Source organism: Streptomyces daliensis, assembly GCF_054782395.1.
In genome coordinates this window covers 170,853-190,999 of sequence record NZ_BAAGSO010000125.1, presented here as the reverse complement: position 1 = coordinate 190,999, position 20,147 = coordinate 170,853, and the positions used below count along the sequence as shown (strand labels likewise).

Below are 20,147 nucleotides of genomic sequence, written 5' to 3'. Positions count from 1 at the left end.
GTGTGCGGGTCTGAGTGTGCGTGCGGGTGCTCGGTCATGGTGTCTTACGACCCTTCTGGACCAGGACGGCCGCGACGATGATCGCCCCCTTGGCGATCTGCTGGACGTCGCTCTGGAGGTTGTTGAGGACGAACAGGTTGGTGATGGTGGTGAAGACCAGGACGCCGAGCACGGAGCCGGTGATGGTGCCCCGGCCGCCGCTCAGCAGGGTGCCGCCGATGATCGCTGCGGCGATGGCGTCCAGCTCGTAGAGGTTGCCGTTGGTGTTCTGGCCCGACCCGGTGAGGACGACGAGCATGAAGGCGGCGATGCCGCAGCAGAGCCCGGAGAGCAGATAGAGCAGCAGGCGCTGCCGCTTGACGGCGATGCCCGCCAGCCGGGACGCCTCCGCGTTGCCGCCGACGGCGACGGTGCGGCGGCCGAAGGTGGTGCGGTTCAGCAGCAGCCAGCCGAGCACGGCGACGGCCGCGAAGACCAGCACGAGCGGCGGCACCCCGAGCACGTAGGAGCTGGGCACCCCCAGGTCCAGCACCGGCTCGACGGTGACCACCTGCGTCTTGCCGTCGCTGATCTGGAGCGCGAGGCCACGGGCCGAGGCCAGCATGGCGAGGGTGGCGATGAAGGGCACCATCGGCCCGTAGGCGATGAGCACCCCATTCACCAGCCCGCAGCCGACACCCACCAGCACGGCGGTGAACAGGACGCCGCCGAGCCCGTACTCCTGGGTGGCCACCGTCGTCGCCCACACGGAGGCGAGCGCGACGATCGCGCCCACCGACAGGTCGATGCCCCCGCCGATGATCACGAAGGTGACGCCGACGGTGACGACGCCGATCACCGACGCCTGGGTGAGGATGAGCTGAAGGTTGTCGATGCTCAGGAACTGCTCGGGCTTGGTGGCTGCGCCGACCACCACCAGCACCGCCAGGACGCCCAGCAGCGAGAGGTGGAGCGGGTCGAAGGCGCGGAGCGCGGCGGGCCCGCGCCGGGCCCCGCCGTTCCCCTTGCGCGCGTCGCCGCCTCCGCCGGGTGCGGCGGACCCTCCCTGCCGGTCCCCTGCCGCGCCGGGCCGGGGTTCGCCCGGCCCGGCCGGCGGTGCCTGCGGTGTCCCTCCGCTGGGGTTCACCACGACGGGCTCCCTTCCATGACGAGGTCGAGCACCCGGGACTCGTCGAGATCCCGGGCGGGGGCTGTGTGCACGACGCGGCCCTCGCGGAGCACCAGGACGCGGTCGGCGAGTCCGAGGACTTCGGGCAGTTCGCTGGAGACGAGGAGGACGGCGACGCCGGAGTCGGCGAGCGAGCGGATGACGGCGTACAGCTCGGCGCGGGCCCCGACGTCCACGCCGCGCGTGGGCTCGTCGAGCAGCAGCACCCGGCACTCGCGCAGCAGCCAGCGGGCGAGGACGACCTTCTGCTGGTTGCCGCCGGAGAAGGTGCGCACGGCCCTGTCGGGGTCGTCGGGGCTGAGCGCCAGTTCCTTGGTGCGGGCTCGTGCGGCGGCGCGTTCGCCCGTGCGGTCCACCCAGCCGCCCGTGGAGAAGCGCGGCAGGGAGGAGACGGAGACGTTGCGGGTGACGGACTCCAGCATCAGCAGCGCCTGGGACTTGCGCTCCTCGGGCGCCAGGCCGATGCCCGCGCGGACTGCGGCGACGATGCTGCCGGGGCGCAGCGCGCGCCCGTCGACGAGGACGCGTCCGGCGGTGGGGCGACGGGCGCCGTAGAGGGTCTCCAGGATCTCGGAGCGGCCCGAGCCGACGAGCCCGGCGAGGCCGACGATCTCGCCCGGGTTCAGCTCCAGGTCCAGCGGCTCGAACTCCCCCTGGCGGGCGAGCCCTTCGGCGCGCAGCACGGGCGGCGGGGTGGGCGCGACCCGGACGGGACCGTGCGCGCCGGAGGGCACGTCCGACGGTTCCGCGCCGGGCGGTACGGCGTCCGTCGGCGCGACGTCCGTCGGAACGGAGGCGCGGCGGGGGAAGGCGTACTCGACGTCGCGGCCTGTCATCAGGGTGACGAAGTCGTGCGTGGGCGTGGTGCGCGCGGGCAGGTCGCGGGCCGCGACACGGCCGTCCTTGAGCACGGAGACGCGGTCCCCGATGCGGCGGATCTCCTCCAGCCGGTGCGAGATGTAGACGACGGCGACACCCTCGGCTGTGAGCCCTCCGACGATGCGGAAGAGGTTGTCGACCTCGTCCGGGTCGAGCGCGGCCGAGGGTTCGTCCATGACGATGAGGCGCACGTCGTGCGAGAGCGCGCGGGCCATGGAGACGATCTGCTGCCCCGCCGCCGAGAGTGAGCCGACGAGCGTGCCCGGGTCGATCTCGGGGTGGCCGAGGCGTTCCAGCAGCGCGGCGGCCCTGGCCCGCGCGGCGCGGGGCCGGATGAAGCCGCGCGCGGCGACCTCGTGGCCGAGGAACACGTTCTCGGTGACCGAGAGGTGCTCCACCAGGTCGAGTTCCTGGTAGATGGTCGCGATGCCCAGCTTCATGGCGCTCACGGGGGTGGGCAGCTTCACCGTCTCGCCCTGCCAGCCGATCTCGCCCGCGTCGGGCTGGTGCGCGCCGGCGAGCACCTTGATGAGGGTGGACTTCCCGGCGCCGTTCTGGCCGAGGAGACAGTGCACCTCTCCGGCCTCGACGTCGAGATCGACGCCGTCGAGCGCCCGTACTCCGGGGAAGGACTTGGTGATACCGGACATGGTGAGCAGGGGTGGGGGTGCCAAGGCGGACCTCCGTGCGTGCGGGCAGAGCGGAGCCGTTCGGGGCGCACGCGAGCGGCCGTGCGGGGCCGCCGCGTGGTACGGGGCGGTGCGGGGCGGTGCGGGGTGCGCGTGGTGCGGGGTACAGGGTGCGGGGCGGGTGGCGCCGTTCCTGTGGTGCGGGGCCGCTGGGCGCTGTGCTACGGGCCGTGCCCGGCGGTGCGTGATCGTGCCGTCATGCGGTCGAGCCGTCGTACGGGCGAGCCGTCATGCGCTCGTGCCGTGCGTCGTGCCGTGTCTACCGTGCGTGCCGTACGTACATGCCGTGCGTGCCGTGCGTGTGTGTCGCGCTCGTGCCGTCGGGGCCCCGCGCGCCCGTGAGGGTGCGTCAGGCCGGAGAGAACAGGTGGTCGCTGATGAGCCGGGCCGCGCCGGTCACACCGGCGGCCTGCCCCAACTCGCCCAGCACGATGGGGAGGTTGCCGGTCGCGAGGGGCAGCGACTGGCGGTAGACCTGGGTGCGGATGCTGGCGAGGAGGGTGTGGCCGAGGCCCGTCACCCCGCCGCCGATCACCACCAGGCCGGGGTTGAAGAAGCTGACGAGTCCGGCGATGACCTGCCCCACGCGGGCACCGCCCTCGCGGATGAGGTCCAGCGACGCGCCGTCGCCCGCCGCCGCCGCGGCTGCCACGTCGGCCGCTGTGAGACGGCCCGCGCTCTCCAGCTGTGCGGCCAGTTCCCGCGAACGCCCCTCCTCCGCCGCCGACTTGGCGTCCCTGGCGAGCGCGGCGCCGCCGAAGTACGCCTCCAGACAGCCTCGGTTGCCGCACGCGCACTGGCGCCCGTCGGGCACGACCTGGATGTGCCCGATGTCGCCCGCGCTGCCCGTCGTACCACGGTGGACCTCGCCGCCGACGACCACACCGCAGCCGATGCCGGTGCCGATCTTGACGCAGAAGAAGTCGCGCACGGGGCGCGCCACCCCCGCCTGCATCTCGCCCATCGCCATGAGGTTCACGTCGTTGTCGACCATGACGGGGCAGCCCAGCTCCTGGCTGAGCGCCTCCCGCACGGGGAAGCCGTCCCAGCCGGGCATGATCGGGGGCGCCACGGGGACGCCCTCGGGGAAGCGGACCGGGCCTGGGACGCCGATGCCCGCGCCGTCGAAGCCCTCGGCGACGCCGGAGTCGCGCAGCTTGGCGACCATGGCGAGCGCCTGATCGAAGACCGCGACGGGCCCCTCGCGCACGTCCATGGGTTCGGTGAGGTGCCCCAGCACCTCCAGTTCGGGGTTGGTCACCGCCACGTCGACGGAGGTGGCACCGATGTCGATGCCGAGGAAGCGGAGCTGGGGCGCGAGCCGCACGTTGTGGGAGCGGCGCCCGCCGCGCGAGGCGGCGAGGCCGTCGGCGACCACGAGCCCGGTCTCCAGCAGCCGGTCGATCTCGACGGCGAGCTTGGAGCGGGAGAGATCGACCTGGTCCCCCAGTTCGGCGCGGGAGTTCGGGCCGCCGTCACGCAGCAGGCGGAGCAGACGCGCCTGGTGCGCGTTCGCGGGCCGAGCTGTCATCCGCCTCACCGCTACCCCTCCCGCCGTCTCTCGGCATCGGCCCCGGCGGGACGCCAGCCGGGATTAACGGGGAACGTAGCAGCGGTCACCGCCACGGGGAAGAAGTTACGCAGAAAACCTCACGACTTTTTCCCGGTTGAGGACAAAGCTGTGCCCGAAGGGGCGCGAAGCGGAAGGGTGACGGGGCTACCAGGGCAGCGGCCCCTCCGCGTCAACGTAGGCGCCCGTCGGCCCTTCGGGGGCCACCAGTGCCATGCGGACGATGATCTCGGCGCCCTCGGCGACGGTCTGGGTGCCGGTGTGTCCGTTCAGGTCCGTCGCCGTGTAGCCGGGCTCCACCGCGTTGATCCGCATGGCGGGGAACGCCTTCGCGTACTGCACGGTGATCATGTTGACGGCCGTCTTCGACGCCGGGTACGCGACGCCCGGGTAGGCGTGCGTCGGCGTGCCCGGCGCGGAGACCCGGGCCAGCGAGGCCAGCCCGCTGCTCACGTTGACCACGACCGGCGCGGCGGAGCAGCGCAGCAGCGGCAGGAACGCGTGGATGACGCGCACCAGGCCGAACACGTTCGTCTCGAACAGCGCGCGCATCGCGTCCGCCGTCACATCGGCCGGGCCGACGACCCCGCCGTCCGGGGCCCGTCCCTCGACCCCGGCGTTGTTGATCAGCACATCGAGTCCGCCGTCGGCCTCGACGGCCCGCGCGGCCTCCGCGACGGACGCGTCGTCCGTCACGTCGAGGAGGAGGGGCCGGGCCCGCGCGCCCAGCTTCCCGGCGGCCCGGCGTCCGCGCCCGGCGTCCCGGCTGCCGACGTAGACGGTGTGCCCCTCGGCGACGAGCCTGCGCGCCGTCTCGAAGCCGAGGCCCTTGTTCGCTCCGGTGATCAGTGTGGTGGTCATGCCCCCCACGTTCCGCCCACGCCGGACGGCCTGCCAGTCGTCCCCGCTTCCTGGGACCACCGGTACCAGGCAGGCCGACGGCGCGCGGTGCACACTGAGGGGCATGGCGAGAGCGGAGTTCGGGCGGGCCGTGCGCCGCTGGCGCGACCGGATACCGCCCGAGGCCGCGGGGCTGCCCGCGGGCGGACAGCGGCGGGCTGCCGGGCTGCGCCGCGAGGAGCTGGCGCTGCTGGCCGGGATCTCCGTCGACTACGTCACCCGGCTCGAACAGGGCCGCGCCTCCCACCCGTCGACGCAGATCGTCGAGGCGCTGGCCAGGGCACTGCGGCTGACGGGTACGGAGCGCGCGCACCTCTTCCAGTTGGCCGGACTGGCGCCGCCGGGCCCGGAGACCGTCCCCGCGCACCTCACGCCGGGCGTGCAGCGGCTGCTGGACCGGCTGACGGGCACACCCGTCGCGGTCTACGACGCCGCCTGGACGCTGCTCGTGGCCAACCCGCCCTACGTGGCCCTGATGGGCGACACGTCGGGGCAGCGCGGCAACGAGCGCAACGGCGTGTGGCGCAATTTCGTCGGCCAGGGCTCCCGGGTCCGGCACACCCCGGAGGACCGGCGCGCGTTCGAGGCCAAGCTGGTCGCGGACCTGCGCACCGCCGCAGCCCGCTATCCGGCCGACCAGCGGCTGCGCCGCCTGATCGCGGATCTGCGGGCGCACAGCGAACGGTTCGCCGAGCTGTGGGACTCCGGCGCCGTCGGCCACCACGAGGCCACGCGCAAGACCGTCGACCATCCGCGGGTGGGCGCGGTGACGCTGGACTGCGACGTGCTCACCGTGACGGGCAGCGATCTGCGCATCATGGTCTACACCGCCGAGCCCGGTACCGAGGATGCCTCACGCCTCGCGCTGCTGACGGTGCTCGGTACACAGACGCTCGCGGGGTAGCCGGGCGCCCACCGGGGGCCGCGGTTTCAGTCGCCCCAGTCACCCGCCTCGCGCAGGAGGGTGCGCGCCCGCGCCGTGGCGGTGTAGTGGACGAGGCGCCCGGTGCGCGCACGTCGTACCAGGTCGGCGGCCAGCAGGCGGGCGAGGTGGAAGGACACCGTGCCCGGCGTGAGGTGGTGGCGGGCGGCGAGCTCCGTGGTGGTCCGTGGCCGCGTGAGGCTCTCCAGGATCGCCAGACGGGTCACGCCGAGCACCGGCGCTACATGAACCCGCCGCGCGTCCCGTGGAGCGGACACCGGAACGACGAGCTGCCCGCCCTGCCGCAGCAGCGGAGAGTGCAGGGCGATGCGGCGCAGGAACTGTGACGGGATCAGCGTGAGGGGAGACGCACCGCCGACCTCCCCCACGTGCGGGGACGCGATCTCCAGCGCCCCGCCACGCCACGCCATCGACGAGTGCAGCGCCGCGAGGCTGTCCCCGAGTCCGTGGCGCGCCGTCGTACGAGCCTGCCGCTCGACGAACTCCTCGTACCCGGCGACGAACCCGGCCCAGTGCCCGGCCAGCAGCTCCGACCACAGCAGATGGAGTTCTCCGGCCAGGCGTTCCCGCAGCCCCGACTCGCTCGTCTCGATGCGGGCGCGCACCTGGTCGTCGGCGCCGTCGAGGTCCGTGCCCTTCAGCCACGGGCAGCGTCGGCGACGCGCGGTCCCCCCTGCCAGGAAGGCCGTGAACTGCGTCCCGACCTGGCTGGTCCGCGCCGTCGCGACGGCGTGCAACTGCTCTTCGACGCCGGGGAGGAAGCCGCGTGCCGGTGGCGTCAGCAGCTCCGGCAGATACACCGTGAAGCCGTGCGCGACGGCCGCGAGTGTCGGCAGCCTCCCGGAGCCCAGCAGCGCGCGGACCCGCGCCACCGACGGGTCCCCGGGAGGCGCCTCGGAGGCCGCGACCAGCGCGGCGGCGAGTTCGCCCACCGGGGACACCGCCCAGCGCAGACGGGCGAGCCGCTCGGCCGGCATGTGCACGCGTATCAAGGGACCCCCACATGTGCGTGGTGCGTGTGGTGCGTGTCGTGAGGTTTTGATTCTGATCGAATGCCGGGCTTCGGCAAGTGCCAGCGGCCTACGATCCGACCGTCTTGACCGGGGCGCCCAAGGCAGGGCGCCCCATCACCACGACAACGACAGGGAGTTCCGATGCCTTTACGGTCACGGGGTCGCGTGCTTGCCACGCTGGGAGCGTCCGTCCTCATCGCGACGATGCCCGCGATGAGCGCTCGGGCCGACGATCAGTCGGCGCAGGCTTACGTACAGGAATGCACGAACATCGGCAACGGAACGCTGTGCATCGACATCAACGGCTCGGTCGGCACGAACGGCGTCATCGGAGTCGGTTACTGGAAGCACGCGGGCTCGCCCGTGGAGGTGCGGCTCGGCTGGCAGAACACCACGGGCGGCGGTGCCAACATGTTCTCGCCCCACTACTACGTTGAGGCAGGAGGAGGCACACCCACGCGCGTCTCCCACACATACCTGGCCGCGGGGTGCGTCTTCCCGATCCTGGAAGTGAACGGAAGCCAGGTGATCCACGGCGAGAAGGCCTGCGTGCCGAGCTGAGCCACGGCACGGCACGGCACGCAGCTAGGAGCACCGCCTAGGAGCGGTCCCGCTCGTGGTACGACTGCCTGGTGTGCTCCGTGTGGGTGCGCATGACCCGCGTCGCCTCCTGCTCGTCGCGGGCCGCGATGGCGGCGATCAGCTCGCGGTGCTCGATCCAGGACTGGAGGCCGCGCTGCCGCGCTATCGGCGTGTAGTACCACCGCACCCGGCGGTCCACCTGCGCGGCCAGCTCGGACAGCACCGCGTTCCGCGCGAGGTCCATGACCTTCGCGTGGAACGCGGCGTTGGCCTCGACGACCGCCTCCACATCGTCCTCGGCCACCGCCGCCTCGCCCCGTACGCACAGCTCTTCCAGCGCGGTGATGCCCGCCTTGTCCGCGTTGGCCGCCGCCAGGCGCGCGGCCTCGGCCTCCAGCAGGGTGCGTACGGTCAGCAGCTGGTCGGCCTCCTCCTCTGTGGGCTCGTGCACGAACGCGCCCTGCGCCGGGCGCAGATCGACCCAGCCGTCGGTGTTGAGGCGCTGCAACGCCTCCCGCACGGGCTGCCGTGACACCCCGAGGTGCTGGGCGAGTTCGCTCTCCACGAGGTGCTGGCCCGGCTTCAGCGCGCGGGTGGTGATCAGCTCCAACAACGCGTCGTAGACCCGCTCGCGCAGCGGCCCAGGACGCTCCAGCTTGGGCACGGCGCCTTGCGGCAGTCCCGCTGACAGCATGGACGACTCCCTGACGACTCGACAGCGTGGCTATTGTCTACAGTCTACGGAGTGCACTGAGAAGCGCCCTTCACGCCTCCGTGACCCGCTTCACAGCCGGGCGGCGCAGCGCTCACCCCGTCGCGAAGCGGGTGAGGACGGCCTGCGGACGTACGCCGGGAAGCGCGCGGCAGAAGGCACGGTAGTACGCCAGCTCCTCCTTGCCGCGCAGTTCGGGCGCGCCCTCCGCGTCGCGCGCAGCGGCGAACTCCGCGTCGCTGATCCGCTCCTCCCAGCCCGCGCCCAGCACGTCCCGCGCGCCGCTCCCGGTGCCGAACTCCTCCTTGCGCCGCCACAGCAGCTTCTCCGGCAGCCACCCGGCGAACGCGCGCCGCAGGTGCCCCTTCTCCATGCCGTCCGGCTCCAGGGACTTGGCCTCGGCCGGCAGGGACATGGCGTGCCCGATCACCTCCGTGTCGAGGAACGGCACCCGTGCCTCCAGGCCGTGCGCCATGGTGACGCGGTCGCAGCGCTGGAGGTTGAGGCCGTGCAACGCGCCCACCGTGCGGCGCAGTTCGCGCTCCAGGGCCGCGGGCTCCGGGTGCGCCTCGTGGTAGTAGCCGTACCCGGCGAACAGCTCGTCGGCGCCCTCTCCCGTCAGCACGGCCTTGACGTGGCGCGCGGCGAGGCGCGCCAGGAACCAGTTGGGCACGGCGCTGCGGATCAGGCCGGCGTCGAAGGACTCGACGCACGCGATCACGGTCTCCAGCGCGGCGACCGCCTCCGCCGGGTCGAGCACCGCCTCGTGGTGCTCGGTGCCCAGGAAGGCGGCGGCCTCCCGCGCGGCCAGCAGATCGGCCGAGCCGGGGGTGCCCACGGCGAAGGTCTTCAGCCGCCGCCCCTCGCGCGCATACGTCTCGGCCGCGACGGCGGCGACGAGGCCGGAGTCGAGCCCGCCGGAGAGGAAGACGCCGACCTCCACGTCCGCCATCAGATGGCGCCGCACGGAGTCGGCGACGACCTCGCGCGTGGCCTTCTCCACGGCCCGCTCCGGCAGGCCCGCCCAGTCCGCACGGTCCGCCGCCGACGTCCGGCTCCCGCGCGGCGGCACCGGACCGGCGAACCGGCGCAGCCCCTCCCCCGGCGTCCAGGAGCAGCCGGGCGGGAACGCCTCGGCCGCGTGGCGCACGTCGGGGTCGAATGCGCGCAGTTCGGAGGCGAAGTGGACGGCGCCCGGCGTACGGGCCCAGTACAGCGGCTTGATCCCGACCCGGTCGCGTGCCGCGACGAACCGCCCGTCGGGCGCCGCCGCGCACAGCGCCCACATCCCGCTCAGCCGGTCCAGCTCCTCCGGGCCCCGCTCGCGGAGCAGGACGAGGGCCGCCTCGGAGTCAGAGGCGGAGGTGAAGCGGTCCTCGCCGAGGGCGGCGCGCAGTTCGGAGTGGCCGTAGATCTCGCCGTTGCAGACGAGGGACCAGCCGTCGTACGGGGGCGAGGACAGGGACAGAGACGGGGCGGTCGCGGGCAGCGGCTGGCGGCCCCCGTCGAGGTCGACGATCGACAGCCGACGGTGCCCGAGCCAGGAGCGCGTCCCGCACACGCGCGTACCGCTGTCGTCCGGGCCCCGGTGCGCTAGCCGGTCGAGCATGCGCTCGCCCAGGGCCTCGTCGGGCGTCCCGTGAGCTGCCTCATCGGTCACATGTATCGCGGCGATTCCACACATGGTGCCGACCCTAGGCAGGCGTGATGCCGATCGAGCATCGCGAGTTGCTGCATACGCACGCACCGGGCAGGGTGTGCGCCATGGCGAACGAGAGTCTGAGCAGCGTGCACCGGGCGCTGGACGTGCTGCGCGCCCTGCGTGCGGGGCCGCTGCGGGTGCAGTCCGTCGCAGAGGCGCTGGGCAAGGAGAAGTCGCAGGTCAGCAGGACGTTGAAGGTCCTGGCCGAGGCGGGTTTCGTGGAGCGCGACGCGCGGACGCTGGAGTACCGGATCGGCTGGGAGGTGCTGGCGCTCGCCGCCTCGGCGAGCGGCGACCGCCTGCCACGCGAGGCACCCGGCGTGCTGCGCGGACTCGTCCACGCCCTGGGCGAGCCCGCCTATCTGACGGTCCTCTCCGCGCGCAGCGCCGTCACGGTGCTCACCGAACGGCCCGCGCGCGGCCTTCAGGCGCACGAGTGGATCGGCCGCGCCTCGCCGCTCAACTGCACCTCCGCCGGGCGCGCGCTGCTGCTGGGCCTGCCAGAGGCAGAGGTGACGGCACTGCTCGGCGCCGACGGACGGGGCGCCGACGGGCCGGGCGGCGACGGGGACGGTACGGGCCCGCTGCCCGGTACGGAACACGCCCCGCGCTCGGTGGGCGCTGTGCTGGAACGGCTGCGTGCGGAGCGGGCGCTGGGGCATGTGGTGGCCGCCGAGGAGTACGAGCCGGGCCTTGTCGCCGTCGCCGCGCCCGTGCACGACCACCGGGGTGCCGTGGCGGCGGCCGTCAACGTCTCGGCCCCCGTCTTCCGGCTGCCCGCCGAGGCGCTGCCCCGGGTGACCGAGGCGGTCACGGAGGCGGCCCGCGGCCTGTCCGCCGCACTGAACGGGGCCCAGCCGTGACGGGGCGCGGCGACGCGTGACGGTTGCGGTCACGAGTGGGGCCGCTGCGAGTGGCGGGGCGCCGGGCGCGGGATGACGGGCGCAGGCAGCGGGATGCGGGACGCCGGGCGGCGAGGTGCGGGGTACAGGCGGCCAAGTGCAAGGCCGGGCGACCGGATGCGGGACGCCGGACAGCCAGGTACGCGGCGCAGGCGGCCAAGTGCAGGGCACGGGCGACGGAATGCGGGACGCCCCGGACGGCCAGGTGCAAGACTCGCGACAAGATGCCGGGCGCAGGGCGCGGGCGACGGATGCCCGGATGCGGGCCAGGGGGGCGTCAGGTGCGGCCCGACTCCTCCTGCGCCGCTTCGAGCGTCGGCGAGTCCGCCATCCAGTCCGCCTCGACGACGTGGAAACCCTCAGCGCGGTACGCCTCGCAGACCCGCACGTCGTCGTCCACGACCACGGCGACCGTACGCTCGGCGGCGAGCCGTCGCAGCAGCGCGGGCTTCGCGACGCGGGCCGGGCGACGGTCGGCGTTGTCGCGCATCCACAGCTCGCCCGTCGGCAGACCCTGCGCGGCGAGCCAGCGCACGGTGTCGCGGCGGCAGCGTTCGGGGCGGCCCGTCACATAGCCGAGGTCGCACTCGCGCGCCCACTCCTGGGCGAGCGCGATGCCCGCGGGGAGCGGCGCATCGTCGAGGGCGGCGCGGAAGAAGGCGTTCCAGTCGCGCTTCGGCCCCTCCACGAAGTGCAGCCGGTGCCGGGTGTCCGAGAGGGTGCCGTCCAGATCGAAGACCGCGAGCGCCCTCGCCTCCCCGCCCCGGGTACGCGAACCCTTCTCACTCGCCACTCCACACCTCCCGGCATCTCCCGACGTCTCCGGACGCGCCCGGACCTGCGCCGTCGCGTACGGGCCAGCCTATGCGCACCCCCGCCGGGCCGCCCGGCGCGGTCCCCGCCCCCGCCTCCCCGACCCCCTCATCTCCCCTTTTCTCCCCCCTCGTCACCCGTCCGCACCCCTCCCCACCTCATTGTTCAGCTCTGAACCACTAGCCATGGCGGCCCTCATCTCCTTAGCCTTGCGAACCATGACGTCGCCTCCCCCCAACCTCAGCAAGGGCGTGCTCAGCCGCTCTCGCAGTGTCGCCCCAGCAGGCTGGAGCCGCTGGCTGGTACCGCCCGCCGCGCTCTCCGTGCATCTCTCCATCGGGCAGGCGTACGCGTGGAGTGTCTTCAAGCCGGCTCTTGAGTCGGCCCTCCACCTCTCTGGCACGGCCAGTGCGCTGCCCTTCCAGCTCGGCATCGTGATGCTCGGGCTCTCCGCCGCGTTCGGCGGCACCCTCGTCGAACGCAACGGCCCGCGCTGGGCGATGACCGTCTCGCTCATCTGCTTCTCCTCCGGTTTCCTCCTCGCCGCACTCGGCGCGGCCACCCACCAGTTCTGGCTGGTGGTCTTCGGCTACGGCTTCGTCGGCGGCATCGGACTCGGCATCGGCTACATATCGCCCGTCTCCACCCTCATCAAGTGGTTCCCCGACCGCCCCGGCATGGCGACCGGCATCGCCATCATGGGCTTCGGCGGCGGGGCGCTGATCGCCTCGCCCTGGTCGTCGCAGATGCTGGAGGGCTTCGGCTCCGACAGCGGCGGCATAGCCACCGCGTTCCTCGTGCACGGGATCGTCTACGCCGTGTTCATGTCGCTGGGCGTCCTGCTCGTGCGGGTGCCGCCGGAGGGGTGGCAGCCGCCGAACCGGAAGCCGCAGGAACAGCGCGAGAGCCGCGCGATGGTGACCACGGCACAGGTCTCGGCGCGCAGTGCCGTGCGGACGCCGCAGTTCTGGTGCCTGTGGGTCGTGCTGTGCATGAACGTGACGGCCGGCATAGGCATCCTGGAGAAGGCCGCGCCGATGATCACCGACTTCTTCTCCGGCACCTCCACGCCCGTCTCCGCCTCGGCGGCGGCGGGCTTCGTCGCGCTGCTCTCGCTCGCCAACATGGGTGGCCGCCTCCTGTGGTCCTCCACGTCGGACCTCATCGGGCGCAAGAACATGTACCGGATCTACCTCGGCGTCGGCGCGCTGATGTACCTGGGCATCGAGCGGCTCGGCGACTCCTCCAAGCCGCTGTTCATCGTCTGCGCGCTGGTCATCCTCTCCTTCTACGGCGGCGGGTTCGCCACGATCCCGGCCTACCTGAAGGACCTGTTCGGCACGTACGAGGTCGGCGCGATCCACGGGCGGCTGCTCACCGCCTGGTCGACGGCGGGCGTGCTCGGGCCGCTCATCGTCAACCGCGTCGCGGACGCGCAGGAGGAGACGGGGCACAGCGGTCCGGGGCTCTACGGGCTCTCGCTCGCCATCATGATCGGGCTGCTGATCGTCGGCTTCGTCGCCAACGAGCTGGTGCGGCCCGTGCACTCCAAACACCATGTGCGCGACGAGGCACCAGCGCCGGCTCCCGCGCCCAGCGCCACCAAGGAGGCATCCCGATGACGGACGACACCAGCGGCGGCGACAGCGCGCCCAGGTCCAGGACACCACTGGCGGTCGGCGCCTGGCTCTGGGTGGGCGCCCCCCTCGCCTACGGCCTCTACGAACTCATCCGCAAGGCGACCCAGTTGTTCACCGGCTAGGAACCGAGAACCGAGAACGAGAAACAGCGGCGCGGTGGCCGGGACCCCCAGGGTCCCGGCCACCGCGCCGTCAGGAACCCGCCGCACGCCCCTTGCCCGCTCTCACCCTGAATCTGTATACAGTATTCTGTCGCCTATTTGGCGCCTGAGCTCAACCCTCGGTCGGTCCCCCTCAACCGAACGGAGAGCTACACGTGAGAGTCGCAGTCGTCGGCGCCGGTGCGATCGGCGCTTACGTCGGGGCCGCGCTGCACCGCGCGGGAGCCGACGTCCATCTCATCGCCCGTGGACCGCACTTGGCGGCCATGAGGCAGCACGGTGTCCAGGTGCTCAGCCCGCGCGGAGACTTCACCGCACGGGTGCACGCCACCGACGACCCGGCCGCGATCGGCCCCGTCGACTATGTGTTCCTGGGCCTGAAAGCCAACTCGTACGCGGCGTGCGGGCCGCTCGTACACCCCCTTCTCCACGCGCACACGGCCGTCGTCGCGGCCCAGAACGGCATCCCCTGGTGGTACTTCCACGGCCTGCGCGGCCCGTACGAGGGCCGCCGCATCGAGAGCGTCGACCCGGACGGCGCGGTCAGCGCCGTCCTGCCGCCGCACCGGGCCATCGGCTGCGTCGTCTACGCGGCCACCGAACTGCAAGGGCCCGGCGTCGTACGCCACTTGGAGGGCACCCGCTTCTCCATCGGCGAACCGGATCCCTCGGGCCCCGGCGCCGACGGCTCAAAGCGCTGCCAGGAGTTCAGCGAGGCCATGCGGGCCGGAGGGCTCAAGTGCCCCGTCGAGCCCGACGTGCGCAACGACATCTGGATCAAGCTGCTCGGCAACATCGCCTTCAACCCGCTCAGCGCGCTGTCCCGCGCGACGATGGCCCAGATCTGCCGCCACGACGACACCAGGGCACTGGTGACCACGATGATGCGCGAGACGCTCGCGGTCGCCGAGGCAGTGGGCTGCCGCCCGGACGTCTCCGTCGAGCGGCGGCTGGCGGGGGCCGAGCGGGTCGGCGAGCACAAGACCTCCACCCTCCAGGACCTGGAGCGGGGCAAGCCGCTGGAGCTGGACGTGCTGCTCGCCGCCGTGGTCGAACTCGCCGCGCTGACCGGCACCCGGGTGCCGAAGCTCTGCGCGATCCACGCCGTCACCGACCTGCTCGCCCGGACCCTCCGGAGCGCAGCGTGAGGAGCGCACCATGAGGAAACGCGACCGCACCCCCGGGGCCTCCAGGGACCCCAGGGGCCCCCGGCAGTACACCCGGCTCACCACACCCCTCGTACGCGACACCAAGGACGGCGAGTTCCGCCGCGCGAGCTGGGAGGAGGCGCTGACGCGCGCGGCCGACGGCTTCCGCGCCGTACGGGACACGTACGGGCCGGACGCCTTCGGGATGTTCTCGTGCGCGCGGGCCACGAACGAGATGAACTACGTCGCGCAGAAGTTCACCCGCGTCGTCATGGGCACCAACAACGTGGACTCCTGCAACCGCACCTGTCACGCACCCAGCGTCGCGGGGCTCACCGCAGCGCTGGGCTCGGGCGGCGGCACCTCCTCCTACCAGGAGGTGGAGACGACGGACCTCATCGTCATGTGGGGTTCCAACGCCCGCTTCGCGCACCCGATCTTCTTCCAGCACGTGCTGCGCGGCATCCGCAACGGCGCCCGCATGTACGCGGTGGACCCGCGCCGCACCTCGACCGCCGAGTGGGCCGAGAGCTGGCTCGGCCCGAACGTCGGCACCGACATCCCCCTCGCGCACGCCGTGGGACGCGAGATCATCCACTCCGGTCTTGCCAACCGCGCGTTCATCGAGCGCGCGACCACCGGCTTCGACGCGTACGCCGCCGAGGTCGAGCCCTGGACGCTCAGCGCCGCCGAGCAGGTGACCGGGGTTCCGGCGGAGGCCATCCGCGATCTGGCGCACGCCTACGCCACCGCCGAGCGGGCCCAGTTGTGCTGGACCCTGGGCATCACCGAGCACCACAACGGCACCGACAACGTCCGCGCCCTCATCAACCTCGCCCTGCTCACCGGGCACGTGGGCCGCCACGGTTCGGGCCTCCAGCCGCTGCGGGGGCAGAACAACGTGCAGGGCGGCGGCGACATGGGCGCCATCCCCAACCGCTTCCCCGGCTTCCAGGACATCCTCGACCCGGCCACACGCGAGAAGTTCGAGACGTTCTGGGACACCACCATCCAGCCCCGCTACGGGCTCAACCTCACCGACATGTTCGAGGCCATGGAGTCGCGGGAGCTGCGCGCCGTCTACTGCATCGGCGAGAACCCGGCGCAGTCCGAGGCCGACAGCGAGCAGGCGGTGGAGCGGCTGCGGCGCCTGGACCACCTGGTGGTGCAGGACATCTTCCTGACGAAGACCGCCGAGCTGGCCGACGTCGTACTGCCCGCCACCGCCGCCTGGTGCGAGACGGACGGCACGACGACGAACAGCGAGCGCCGCGTCCAGCGCGTACGCAAGGCGGTCAGCCCGCCCGGCGAGGCCCGCGAGGACATCGACATCATCTGCGAGCTGGCCGGACTGCTGGGCCACGACTGGAAGTTCACCGACGCGGAGGCCGTCTGGGACGAGCTGCGCTCCGTCTCGCCCGACCACTTCGGGATGACGTACGAGCGGCTCGCCGAGCACCAGGGCATCCAGTGGCCCTGCCCCAGCACCGAGCGGATCGAGCCCAGCTTCCTGCACGGGCGGCTGTGGGAGCGGGAACCGGCGCGGCACGGCCCGCTCGCCGCGTTCGGGATCGTCCACCACGACCCGCCGGTCGACCTGACCGACGAGGAGTTCCCACTGCGGCTGACGACGGGGCGCAGGCTGGACTCGTACAACACCGGTGTGCAGAGCGGGAGTTTCGCCTCCCCGCTGCGGCGCGGCGAGTACGTCGAGCTGAGCCCGGAGGACGCGGCGCGCTTTGACGTCGCCCCGGAGGAAAAGGTGCGGGTGGCCTCGCGGCGGGGCGAGGTGGTCGCGCCCGTGTGGATCGACCCGGGGCTGCGCCCGGGGCTGGCGTTCATGACCATGCACTTTCCGGACGAGGTCGACACCAACGCGCTGACGATCGAGGCCAACTGTCCCATCGCGGGCACGGCCGAGTTCAAGGCGTCGGCGATCCGGATCGAGAAGCTGCCCGTCCCGGCCGTGAGGAGCTGAGGCACGCGATGGATCTGCACTTCGGTGACAGCAAGCCGACGGACGAGGAACGGGAGGCCGTCGACGCGCTGCTCGGCCCGCCCGAGTCCGCTTGGGAGGGCGCGGACGATCGCAGCGACGCGGATCTGCGCTGGGCGCGCGGCGGCAGGGAGGCACGCGAGCGCCGCGATCTGCTGCTGCCGGGGCTGCACGCGCTCAACGACCGCGTCGGCTGGATCAGCGAGGGCGGACTCGACTACCTGTGCCGCCGTCTGACGGTGCCCCCGGCCGAGGCGTACGGGGTGGCCACGTTCTACGCGATGTTCTCGCTGAAGCCGCGCCCCGCGACGGTGCTGCATGTGTGCACGGACCTCGCGTGCACCGGGAGCGGTTCGGCCGCGCTCTGCGCCGACCTGGAGCGGCGTCTCGCCCCCGCGGGCACCCCGGCCGGGGGTGCGGTCTGGCAGCCCAGCCCCTGCCTGGGCCTGTGCGAGCGTGCCCCGGCGGCGCTGGCGGTGCGGGCGGGGGCGGGTGCGCCATCGGCGGGGGCCGGTGCACTGGCGGTGCGGGCGGAGGCCGGTACGCCATCAGCGAGGGCCGGTGCGCTGGCGGTGCGGGCGGAGGCCGGTACGCCATCAGCGGGGGCCGGTGCGCTGGCGGTGCGGGCGGAGGCCGGTACGCCATCAGCGGGGGCCGGTGCACTGGCGGTGCGGGCGGAGGCCGGTACGCCATCAGCGGGGGCCGGTGCACTGGCGGTGCGGGCGGAGGCCGGTACGCCATCAGCGAGGGCCGGTGCGCTGGCGGTGCGGGCGGAGGCCGGTACGCCATCAGCGGGGGCCGGTGCGCTGGCGCTGTCGCCGGAGCGCGCGGACGCCGCCACACCGGCCGGGGGCACCCCCACGCGTGACGCCGCGCAGGTCCGGGGCGTCGCGGCACAGCACGCCGGAGGTGACGCCTCGCCGGGCGCGGACCCCGCCGCCACGGCCGGGACTGACACCGCACCGGGCGCGGAGGGAGGCACCCCGGCCCTGAGCGGCACCGCACCCGCCCCGAGCAGCACCGCACCGGACGCGGACGGTGCCGTACCGGTGGCCGGGCGCGGTGACGGCGCCGCCGCCGTCGCGCCCGTCCTGGCCGGGGACGGCGCCGTACCGGTGACGGCCGGGCCCCGGTACGCCACCGCCGTCCTCGCGCCCGCCACGGCCGAGGCCGTCGCCGACGCCGCGCGGGACCCGGGCGCGGCCCCCGTCGAGCCCCCGCCGGGCTCGGCCGTCCCGCAAGCGGGCGACCCCGGGCTGACCCTCCTGCGCCGGATCGGCGTCGCCGATCCGGCCTCGCTCGACGACTACCGCGCACACGGCGGCTACCAGGCGCTGCGCCGCGCCTTCGCGCTCGGCCCGGCCGGGGTCATCAGGGAGGTGACCGACTCCGGGCTGCTCGGCAGGGGCGGGGCCGCCTTCCCGACGGGCCGCAAGTGGCAGGCCACGGCGTCCCAGCCGGACCGCCCGCACTACGTGGTGTGCAATGCCGACGAGAGCGAGCCGGGCACGTTCAAGGACCGGGTGCTGATGGAGGGCGACCCGTACGCGCTGGTCGAGGCGATGACCGTCGCCGGGTACGCGACGGGAGCCCACCTCGGCTACATCTATCTGCGCGGCGAGTACCCGCGCGCCCTGCGCCGCCTGGAGCACGCACTTGCGCAGGCCCGCGCCCGAGGGCTGCTGGGCCCCGACGTGCTGGGCCAGGGCTACGCCTTCGACATCGAGATCCGGCGCGGCGCGGGCGCGTACATCTGCGGCGAGGAGACCGCGCTGTTCAACTCCATCGAGGGCCACCGCGGCGAGCCCCGCAGCAAGCCGCCGTTCCCCGTCGAGAAGGGCCTGTTCGGGAAGCCGACGGCGGCCAACAACGTCGAGACCCTCGTCAACGTCCTCACCGTGCTGGAGCTGGGTGCCGAGGCGTACGCCGCGATCGGCACGGGCACGTCCACGGGCCCGAAGCTGTTCTGCGTGTCGGGGAGCGTGGCCAGGGCCGGGGTCTACGAGCTGCCGTTCGGCGCCACGCTGCGCGAGCTGCTGGAGCTGGCGGGCGTGCGCGAGGGGCTGCGGGCCGTGCTGCTCGGCGGCGCGGCTGGCGGCTTCGTCGGCCCGGACGAGCTGGATGTGCCGCTCACCTTCGAGGGCACCCGCGAGGCGGGCACCACGCTCGGCTCGGGCGTCGTACTGGCCATGGACGACACGGTGCCGCTGCCGCGCATCCTGCTGCGCATCGCGGAGTTCTTCCGCGACGAGTCCTGCGGCCAGTGTGTGCCCTGCCGCGTCGGCACCGTACGCCAGGAGGAGGCGCTGCACCGGCTGCTGGAGCGCAGGGGCGCCGAGGCGGCCGACGACATCGCGCTGCTGCGCGAGGTGGGCACCGCCATGCGGGACGCCTCGATCTGCGGCCTGGGCCAGACCGCGTGGAACGCCGTGGAGTCCGCCATCGACCGTTTGGGAGCCTACGCATGACCGCCGTACCGCTTCAGCCCCCGCGCCGCCTCGTCGAGTTCTCGCTGGACGGGGAGAGCGTGCGCGTGCCCGAGGGCGCGACGATCCTGGACGCGTGCCGTGCCGAGGGCAAGGACGTGCCGACACTGTGCCAGGGCGACACACTGACGCCGAAGAACGCCTGCCGGGTGTGCGTGGTGGAGGTCGAGGGTGCCAGGACACTGGCGCCCGCGTGCTCGCGCCGCGCCGAGGAGGGCATGGACGTCCGCACGGACACCGAGCGGGCCCGGCACAGCCGCAAGGTGGTGCTGGAACTGCTCGCGTCCTCGACCGACCTGTCCACGACGCCGAGGGCCGCCGAGTGGATCGAGGAGTACGGCGCCGAGCCGGATCGCTTCGGCCCGGAGGCCGCCACCCTCGCCGAGGAACCGAAGATCGACAACGATCTGTATGTGCGCGACTACGACAAGTGCATCCTCTGCTACAAGTGCGTCGACGCCTGCGGTGACCAGTGGCAGAACACCTTCGCCATCGCCGTCGCCGGGCGCGGCTTCGACGCACGCATCTCCACCGAGCACGACGCGCCCCTCACCGACTCCGCCTGTGTCTACTGCGGCAACTGCATCGAGGTGTGCCCGACGGGAGCACTGAGCTTCAAGAGCGAGTTCGACATGCGTGCGGCGGGTACATGGGACGAGGAACGGCAGACGGAGACGACGACCGTATGTGCTTACTGCGGTGTGGGCTGCAACCTCACGCTCCACGTGCAGGACAATGACATAGTCAAGGTCACCTCACCGCACGACAACCCGGTGACCCACGGCAACCTCTGCATCAAGGGCCGTTTCGGCTATCAGCACGTACAGACTCGGGAGTGAACGC

17 protein-coding genes are annotated in these 20,147 nt (G+C 73.0%); 9 read left to right on the top strand and 8 right to left on the bottom strand.

Annotated elements, in window-relative coordinates:
• Positions 1-34: 34 nt before the first annotated feature.
• The 4 genes from ACYVOO_RS36710 to ACYVOO_RS36695 all read right to left on the bottom strand — a co-directional run bounded on the left by ACYVOO_RS36710 (position 35) and on the right by ACYVOO_RS36695 (position 5,167).
• Entirely contained in the window at positions 35-1,129 is a 1,095-nt protein-coding gene (locus ACYVOO_RS36710; protein ID WP_461020058.1) for an ABC transporter permease, read from the bottom strand.
• Complete coding sequence (locus ACYVOO_RS36705; RefSeq protein ID WP_461020057.1) at positions 1,123-2,721, bottom strand: sugar ABC transporter ATP-binding protein; 1,599 nt, start codon at positions 2,719-2,721, stop codon at positions 1,123-1,125. Before ACYVOO_RS36705 ends, ACYVOO_RS36710 begins: the two co-directional genes overlap by 7 nt.
• Before the next feature lie 364 nt (positions 2,722-3,085).
• Positions 3,086-4,267 carry an ROK family transcriptional regulator gene (locus tag ACYVOO_RS36700; protein ID WP_461020056.1) on the bottom strand — a complete coding sequence of 394 codons (1,182 nt, stop codon included), beginning with the start codon at positions 4,265-4,267 and terminating at the stop codon, positions 3,086-3,088.
• Positions 4,268-4,453: 186 nt separating this feature from the next.
• Positions 4,454-5,167, bottom strand: a complete 714-nt coding sequence (locus ACYVOO_RS36695; RefSeq protein ID WP_461020055.1) for an SDR family NAD(P)-dependent oxidoreductase — start codon at positions 5,165-5,167, stop codon at positions 4,454-4,456.
• Positions 5,168-5,270: 103 nt separating this feature from the next.
• Between ACYVOO_RS36695 and ACYVOO_RS36690 the strand changes: the two genes are divergently transcribed.
• Positions 5,271-6,110: a helix-turn-helix transcriptional regulator gene (locus ACYVOO_RS36690; RefSeq protein WP_461020054.1), complete on the top strand. Its 840-nt coding sequence runs from the start codon at positions 5,271-5,273 to the stop codon at positions 6,108-6,110.
• A gap of 26 nt (positions 6,111-6,136) precedes the next feature.
• Here ACYVOO_RS36690 and ACYVOO_RS36685 read toward each other — a convergent pair whose 3' ends face one another.
• Complete coding sequence (locus tag ACYVOO_RS36685; protein WP_461020077.1) at positions 6,137-7,126, bottom strand: ArsR/SmtB family transcription factor; 990 nt, start codon at positions 7,124-7,126, stop codon at positions 6,137-6,139.
• Positions 7,127-7,327: 201 nt separating this feature from the next.
• Here ACYVOO_RS36685 and ACYVOO_RS36680 point away from each other — a divergent pair, with 201 nt between their 5' ends.
• On the top strand, positions 7,328-7,723 hold the full coding sequence (locus tag ACYVOO_RS36680; RefSeq protein WP_461020053.1) for a hypothetical protein: 396 nt from the start codon (positions 7,328-7,330) through the stop codon (positions 7,721-7,723).
• A gap of 37 nt (positions 7,724-7,760) precedes the next feature.
• On the opposite strand, the gene ACYVOO_RS36675 is transcribed toward ACYVOO_RS36680, so the two are convergent.
• Positions 7,761-8,438, bottom strand: a complete 678-nt coding sequence (locus ACYVOO_RS36675; RefSeq protein ID WP_461020052.1) for a GntR family transcriptional regulator — start codon at positions 8,436-8,438, stop codon at positions 7,761-7,763.
• Between the two features lie 112 nt (positions 8,439-8,550).
• The gene (asnB, locus tag ACYVOO_RS36670; RefSeq protein WP_461020051.1) at positions 8,551-10,140 is read right to left on the bottom strand and encodes an asparagine synthase (glutamine-hydrolyzing); all 1,590 of its coding nucleotides are present in this window, start codon (positions 10,138-10,140) and stop codon (positions 8,551-8,553) included.
• An 80-nt stretch (positions 10,141-10,220) separates the two neighbouring features.
• Between asnB and ACYVOO_RS36665 the strand changes: the two genes are divergently transcribed.
• Entirely contained in the window at positions 10,221-11,021 is an 801-nt protein-coding gene (locus tag ACYVOO_RS36665; protein WP_461020050.1) for an IclR family transcriptional regulator, read from the top strand.
• A gap of 316 nt (positions 11,022-11,337) precedes the next feature.
• Here ACYVOO_RS36665 and ACYVOO_RS36660 read toward each other — a convergent pair whose 3' ends face one another.
• Positions 11,338-11,853: a phosphatase domain-containing protein gene (locus ACYVOO_RS36660; protein WP_461020049.1), complete on the bottom strand. Its 516-nt coding sequence runs from the start codon at positions 11,851-11,853 to the stop codon at positions 11,338-11,340.
• Between the two features lie 238 nt (positions 11,854-12,091).
• Between ACYVOO_RS36660 and ACYVOO_RS36655 the strand changes: the two genes are divergently transcribed.
• The 6 genes from ACYVOO_RS36655 (at position 12,092) to ACYVOO_RS36630 (ending at position 20,143) form a co-directional block, all read left to right on the top strand.
• Entirely contained in the window at positions 12,092-13,495 is a 1,404-nt protein-coding gene (locus ACYVOO_RS36655) for an L-lactate MFS transporter (RefSeq protein WP_461020048.1), read from the top strand.
• Complete coding sequence (locus ACYVOO_RS36650; protein WP_461020047.1) at positions 13,492-13,635, top strand: MFS transporter small subunit; 144 nt, start codon at positions 13,492-13,494, stop codon at positions 13,633-13,635. The genes ACYVOO_RS36655 and ACYVOO_RS36650 overlap by 4 nt, the downstream gene beginning before the upstream one ends.
• A gap of 194 nt (positions 13,636-13,829) precedes the next feature.
• Complete coding sequence (locus tag ACYVOO_RS36645) at positions 13,830-14,822, top strand: 2-dehydropantoate 2-reductase (RefSeq protein WP_461020046.1); 993 nt, start codon at positions 13,830-13,832, stop codon at positions 14,820-14,822.
• Positions 14,823-14,832: 10 nt separating this feature from the next.
• A complete protein-coding gene (locus ACYVOO_RS36640; RefSeq protein ID WP_461020045.1) occupies positions 14,833-16,800 on the top strand; it encodes a molybdopterin oxidoreductase family protein in 1,968 nt (655 codons plus the stop codon).
• Between the two features lie 8 nt (positions 16,801-16,808).
• A complete protein-coding gene (locus tag ACYVOO_RS36635; RefSeq protein WP_461020044.1) occupies positions 16,809-19,286 on the top strand; it encodes an NAD(P)H-dependent oxidoreductase subunit E in 2,478 nt (825 codons plus the stop codon).
• Positions 19,283-20,143 (top strand): 2Fe-2S iron-sulfur cluster-binding protein, encoded by an 861-nt coding sequence (locus ACYVOO_RS36630; RefSeq protein WP_461020043.1) that lies wholly within the window; start codon positions 19,283-19,285, stop codon positions 20,141-20,143. Before ACYVOO_RS36635 ends, ACYVOO_RS36630 begins: the two co-directional genes overlap by 4 nt.
• Positions 20,144-20,147: the final 4 nt, after the last annotated feature.